This window comes from Pseudomonas sp. AGC41, assembly GCF_057334555.1.
This window is the reverse complement of sequence record NZ_JBHFJB010000116.1, coordinates 55,527-60,763: the sequence shown is the minus strand read 5'-3', so window position 1 is coordinate 60,763 and position 5,237 is coordinate 55,527. Positions and strand designations below refer to the sequence as shown.

General features: G+C 60.3%; 6 protein-coding genes and 1 pseudogene. 1 reads left to right on the top strand and 6 read right to left on the bottom strand.

What is annotated here, in order from left to right:
- Positions 1-43 precede the first annotated feature (43 nt).
- From ACE04F_RS19840 to ACE04F_RS19820, 5 genes are all read right to left on the bottom strand, one after another.
- Positions 44-790 (bottom strand): YebC/PmpR family DNA-binding transcriptional regulator, encoded by a 747-nt coding sequence (locus ACE04F_RS19840; RefSeq protein ID WP_305496404.1) that lies wholly within the window; start codon positions 788-790, stop codon positions 44-46.
- A 120-nt stretch (positions 791-910) separates the two neighbouring features.
- A complete protein-coding gene (gene aspS, locus ACE04F_RS19835) occupies positions 911-2,686 on the bottom strand; it encodes an aspartate--tRNA ligase (protein ID WP_305496406.1) in 1,776 nt (591 codons plus the stop codon).
- Between the two features lie 75 nt (positions 2,687-2,761).
- Positions 2,762-2,983, bottom strand: coding sequence for an FmdB family zinc ribbon protein (locus tag ACE04F_RS19830; protein ID WP_003178589.1), 222 nt, complete (start codon positions 2,981-2,983; stop codon positions 2,762-2,764).
- 118 nt (positions 2,984-3,101) lie between these two features.
- Positions 3,102-3,443, bottom strand: a complete 342-nt coding sequence (locus ACE04F_RS19825) for a ribbon-helix-helix domain-containing protein (RefSeq protein WP_434602954.1) — start codon at positions 3,441-3,443, stop codon at positions 3,102-3,104.
- Between the two features lie 204 nt (positions 3,444-3,647).
- Positions 3,648-4,121: a Dps family protein gene (locus tag ACE04F_RS19820; RefSeq protein ID WP_305496408.1), complete on the bottom strand. Its 474-nt coding sequence runs from the start codon at positions 4,119-4,121 to the stop codon at positions 3,648-3,650.
- A 397-nt stretch (positions 4,122-4,518) separates the two neighbouring features.
- Here ACE04F_RS19820 and ACE04F_RS19815 point away from each other — a divergent pair, with 397 nt between their 5' ends.
- Entirely contained in the window at positions 4,519-5,124 is a 606-nt protein-coding gene (locus ACE04F_RS19815; protein WP_186611670.1) for a cold-shock protein, read from the top strand.
- A 70-nt stretch (positions 5,125-5,194) separates the two neighbouring features.
- On the opposite strand, the pseudogene ACE04F_RS19810 reads toward ACE04F_RS19815, so the two are convergent.
- Positions 5,195-5,237: pseudogene (locus ACE04F_RS19810) on the bottom strand (SlyX family protein); the annotation flags it as partial.

Below are 5,237 nucleotides of genomic sequence, written 5' to 3'. Positions count from 1 at the left end.
CCCCCCCCCCCACCCTGGCACTCATGCTATTCGATAAAGACCATCAGCCCAGCTGTTCGGCCACCGATTCAGGGATATCAGCGTTGGAATAAACGTTCTGCACATCGTCCAGGTCTTCAAGCATGTCGATCAGCTTGAGCACCTTCTCGGCGCCTTCCAGATCAAGCTCGGCACTGGTGGTCGGCTGCATGACGATTTCCGCGTCGACCGGTTTGAAACCGGCAGCTTCGAGGGCATTACGCACGGCATAGAAGCTGGCGAACGAGGTAAACACGTCGAACGAACCGTCTTCGTGGCTGACCACGTCATCGGCATCGGCTTCCAGCGCCGCTTCGGTCAGCGCATCTTCATCGATGCCGGGCGCGAAGCTGATCTGCCCCTTGCGCTCGAACAGGTAAGCCACCGAACCGTCGGTCCCCAGGTTGCCACCGCATTTGCTGAATGCATGACGCACCGCCGCAGCGGTGCGGTTGCGGTTGTCGGTCATGCACTCGACCATGACCGCCACACCGCCCGGGCCGTAGCCTTCATAGGTCAGCTCCTCGACGTTGTCGGCCTCGGTGGCGCCCGCGCCACGGGCAATGGCCCGGTCGATGATGTCGCGACTCATGTTCGCGCCCAGCGCCTTGTCCAACGCGAGGCGCAAGCGCGGATTCGAACCTGGATCGCCGCCACCCTGGCGGGCCGCGACCGTTAGCTCACGGATCCACTTGGTAAAGATCTTGCCCCTCTTGGCATCCTGACGTTCTTTGCGGTGCTTGATGTTCGCCCACTTGGAATGACCTGCCATAACACGCTCCGTTTCTCTTTGGAACATTGCCCGCCCTGCGCTCGCGCAGTCGCCGACAATCAGAAATATCGACCCCAATGAAAAGGCGCATCCGAAGATGCGCCCTCTCAGGTGTCAGCCTTACTCAGCCTTTGGCTGTTCACGCAGACGAATGTGCAACTCGCGTAGTGCCTTGGCATCCACCACGCCCGGAGCCTGGGTCATGACATCGGCCGCGCTCTGGGTTTTCGGGAACGCGATCACTTCACGGATCGACTGGGCGCCGGTCATCAGCATCACCAGGCGGTCCAGGCCGAAGGCCAGGCCACCGTGGGGCGGCGCACCGTACTTCAGAGCGTCGAGCAGGAAGCCGAACTTCTCTTCCTGCTCGGCTTCACTGATGCCCAGCAGACGGAACACCGCCTGTTGCATTTCCTTGCGATGAATACGGATCGAACCACCGCCCAGCTCGGTGCCGTTGAGGACCATGTCGTAGGCACGGGACAGTGCGCCGGCCGGGTTGGCCTCCAACTCTTCAGGCGAGCACTTCGGCGCGGTGAACGGGTGGTGCAAGGCAGAGAAGCTGCCGTCGTCGTTTTCCTCGAACATCGGGAAGTCGACGACCCACATCGGCGCCCACTCGCAAGTCAGCAGTTTCAGGTCGTGACCCAGCTTGATGCGCAACGCGCCCAGGGCTTCGCTGACGATCTTGGCTTTGTCGGCGCCAAAGAACACGATGTCGCCATCGACCGCGCCCACGCGATCAAGGATCACGTTGAGGTTGGCTTCCGGGATGTTCTTGACGATCGGCGACTGCAGGCCGTCGATACCCGCGGCGCGTTCGTTGACCTTGATGTACGCCAGGCCCTTGGCCCCGTAGATGCCGACGAACTTGGTGTAATCGTCGATCTGCTTGCGCGGCATGCTGGCGCCGCCCGGAACGCGCAGGGCGGCGATACGGCACTTCGGATCGTTGGCCGGACCACTGAAGACCTTGAATTCGACTTCCTTGAGCTGGTCCGCGACGTCCACCAGTTCCAGCGGGTTGCGCAGGTCAGGCTTGTCGGAACCGTAGCGACGCATGGCCTCTTCGAAGGTCATGTGCGGGAATTCGCCGAACTCAAGGCCGAGCACTTCCCGGAACAGGTTGCGGATCATGCCCTCGGTCAGGCCCATGATGTCTTTTTCGTCGAGGAAGCTGGTCTCGATGTCGATCTGGGTGAATTCAGGCTGACGGTCGGCACGCAGGTCTTCATCGCGGAAGCACTTGGCGATCTGGTAGTAGCGGTCGAACCCGGCCACCATCAGCAACTGCTTGAACAGCTGTGGCGATTGCGGCAGGGCGAAGAAGCTGCCGGGGTGGGTGCGGCTCGGCACCAGGTAGTCGCGGGCGCCTTCCGGCGTGGCACGGGTCAGGATCGGCGTCTCGACGTCGAGGAAGCCGTTCTCGTCGAGGTAGCGACGGATGCTGGTGGTCATGCGCGAACGCAGGCGCAGCTTCTCGGCCATTTCCGGGCGACGCAGGTCGATGAAGCGGTAGCGCAGGCGGGTTTCCTCGCCTACGTCGGAATATTCGTTGAGTGGGAACGGCGGGGTTTCCGCTTCGTTCAGCACTTCCAGCTCGTAGCCGAGCACTTCGATCATTCCGGACGCCATGTTGGCGTTGCCGGCGCCGGCCGGACGCAGGCGCACCTTACCGGTGATCTTGACCACGTATTCGCTGCGCACGCGGTCGGCGGTGGCGAAGGTTTCCGCGCGATCAGGGTCGAACACTACCTGGGCCAGGCCTTCACGATCACGGATATCGAGGAAAATCACCCCGCCATGGTCACGGCGACGATGAACCCATCCGCAAAGAGTAACTTCCTGACCTTCCAGGCTTTCGTTCAGTTGGCCGCAATAATGGCTGCGCATCATGGTAGTGGTTTCACTTCTCGTAATTCGAAATTCGGTTGGAGGCCCTGCCCGTGCAAGAACCCGCGCGTGTTCAACTCAGTCAGCCTTGTCGCCACCGGCCAGGTTCTTCTTGGCACCGGTCTTGAAGTCGGTTTCATACCAGCCGGTGCCGCCGAGGCGGAAACCTGGCATGGACAGCATCTTTTTCAGCTCCGGCGCCTGGCAGGCAGGGCAATCGACCAGCGGTGCCGCGCTGATTTTTTGAATGGCTTCCATCTGATGACCACAGGAAGCACATTGATAGTCGTACATCGGCATGGGGGTTGTCTCGGCAATCAGGTTATTCACGCAAAACCCGGGCTTTGCGGCAAAGAGCGGGATTATATCCATTAAATGCGGCCTGTGCAGCCGTAAGACCGCACAGGCAGTGAGAGGGCTAGGCCTCGCGATGATCGGTGCCCATATCCTTCAGGCTGTGCACCACGCAGACAACGCGCACCAGCCCGCTGAAATTGCGCACACCGCCGTGACGCAACTGCACCTCCCGATCCACATGGGAAAGCAAAGTACTGACGGAGCAACTATTGAGCTGGGCCATATCGCCGAGAATATCCCAATAAACCTGCTCAAGGCGTAAACAGGTGGCGAACCCGTTAAGCCGGATGGAGCGGGCCAGGGGCCGGGCCAGTTGCATATCGAACCCGCTGACGAACGGGTCGATGCTGACGGACTTGAGGCGCCCGCCTGCACCGCCCCTGGGTGCTTTTCCTTGAATCATACCGTTGACACTCCTTTGCCATACGAGCCTCAGTCAGGCCAACCGGCCTGTGGCTCTATGGAAGCTCAACTCGAGCGCAAGCTCCAGATGACTTTTTGCCCATCAGCGTAGGAGATGACAACAGTAGCCCGACGACGAATGATTCCGTCCTACACCGGACCGCAGGCGATGATGCCTATGACGGCACCATCGCCCGATTCAGGCTTACCGCTCGTCCAGCAGCGAACGCAGCATCCAGGCGGTTTTTTCATGAACCTGCATGCGCTGGGTCAGCAGGTCGGCGGTCGGCTCGTCGCTGACCTTGTCCAATAAAGGAAAGATTCCGCGGGCCGTACGTGTCACCGCCTCCTGGCCTTCGACCAGTTGCCGGATCATGTCCTCGGCGCCAGGCACGCCTTCCTCTTCCTTGATGGAAGACAGGCGCGCATACACCGAGTAGGCACCCGGCGCCGGAAAGCCCAGGGCACGGATTCGCTCGGCGATCAGGTCCACCGCCAGCGCCAGCTCGTTGTACTGCTCCTCGAACATCAGGTGCAGGGTCCGGAACATCGGCCCGGTGACGTTCCAATGGAAATTATGGGTCTTGAGGTAAAGCACGTAGGTGTCCGACAACAGGCGCGAAAGCCCGTCGACGATGGACTTGCGATCTTCTTCGCTGATACCGATATCAATTGCCATGTGTTTGATCTCCTGACGGTGATGAATTCGACAGCGGCCATTGCACTCTAGCGGGTGTCGCCATCTGTAGCCTGCGACTAATCGCCAGCCCTCCTGAACCGACAAGCCGGGATGGCGGAGGGTTCCGGCGCAGCGGAAAATTCAAGCTCCTTTGCCGACCGTCTTCAAGCGCCCCGCCGGCATTTTTCGGCCGACGAACAGCGTGTCACGGGCCCGTAACGAGTTTGAGAAGGCCGGGGCTTTGCTGTTAAATAGGCAGTGTGTCGCTACGCCTATTTTTCCGGGCGTCGCGCATAGGCTGATTCGGGTACGTGTTCCTACGTCTCTCATTGTTCTGGAGCGAACCGTCCCCAACCAGCTCTTCCTTGTGATCTGTCTTAACCGTGAGCCAATCAAAATGTTGAAAATCGTCCACTTGCTAATGGGCGCAGCTGCCCTGCTGCTGTCCTTCATCCCTAGCCTGGGTTCCGAAGCCACACCTTACCTGCAACATCCCGACGCGCTGTACCTGGCCTTTTTCGGCCTGCTCAACCTGACCCTGGCACCCGTCATCCCTTACTGGAACAAAGGTCCACGTCATCAACTGCAAAACCTTGTCAGCGCCTTGCTGGTGCTGGCCGTCGCCTTGCAAACCCTGACCCTGCTGGCGCCCATGCCGGAAATCGGCGGCCAACCCGCCATTCTTTCCAGCCTGGCCGCCGCGTTGCTCGCTGTGTTGCTGCACCTGGCCGTCAGCTTCTACAAGAAGTCGTCGCCGGCCGCCGCACCGCAGAACTACGACATGTCCAACCGTGATACCGGTACCGTGAAGTGGTTCAACACCTCCAAGGGGTTCGGCTTCATCTCCCGCGATTCCGGCGATGACATCTTTGTGCATTTCCGCGCCATTCGTGGCGAAGGCCATCGCGTCCTGGTCGAAGGCCAGCGCGTGGAGTTTTCCGTCATGCACCGTGACAAAGGCCTGCAAGCCGAAGATGTGATCGCCGCGCTACCGCGCCGCTGATCCAGGCGTAAAAAAACCGCGATGCAGCCAGGCTGCTCGCGGTTTTTTATTGCCTGCCATTCGGCCCCGGTCAGTAATGCGGTGGCGGCGCTTCTTCTTCGAAGGATTCGAAC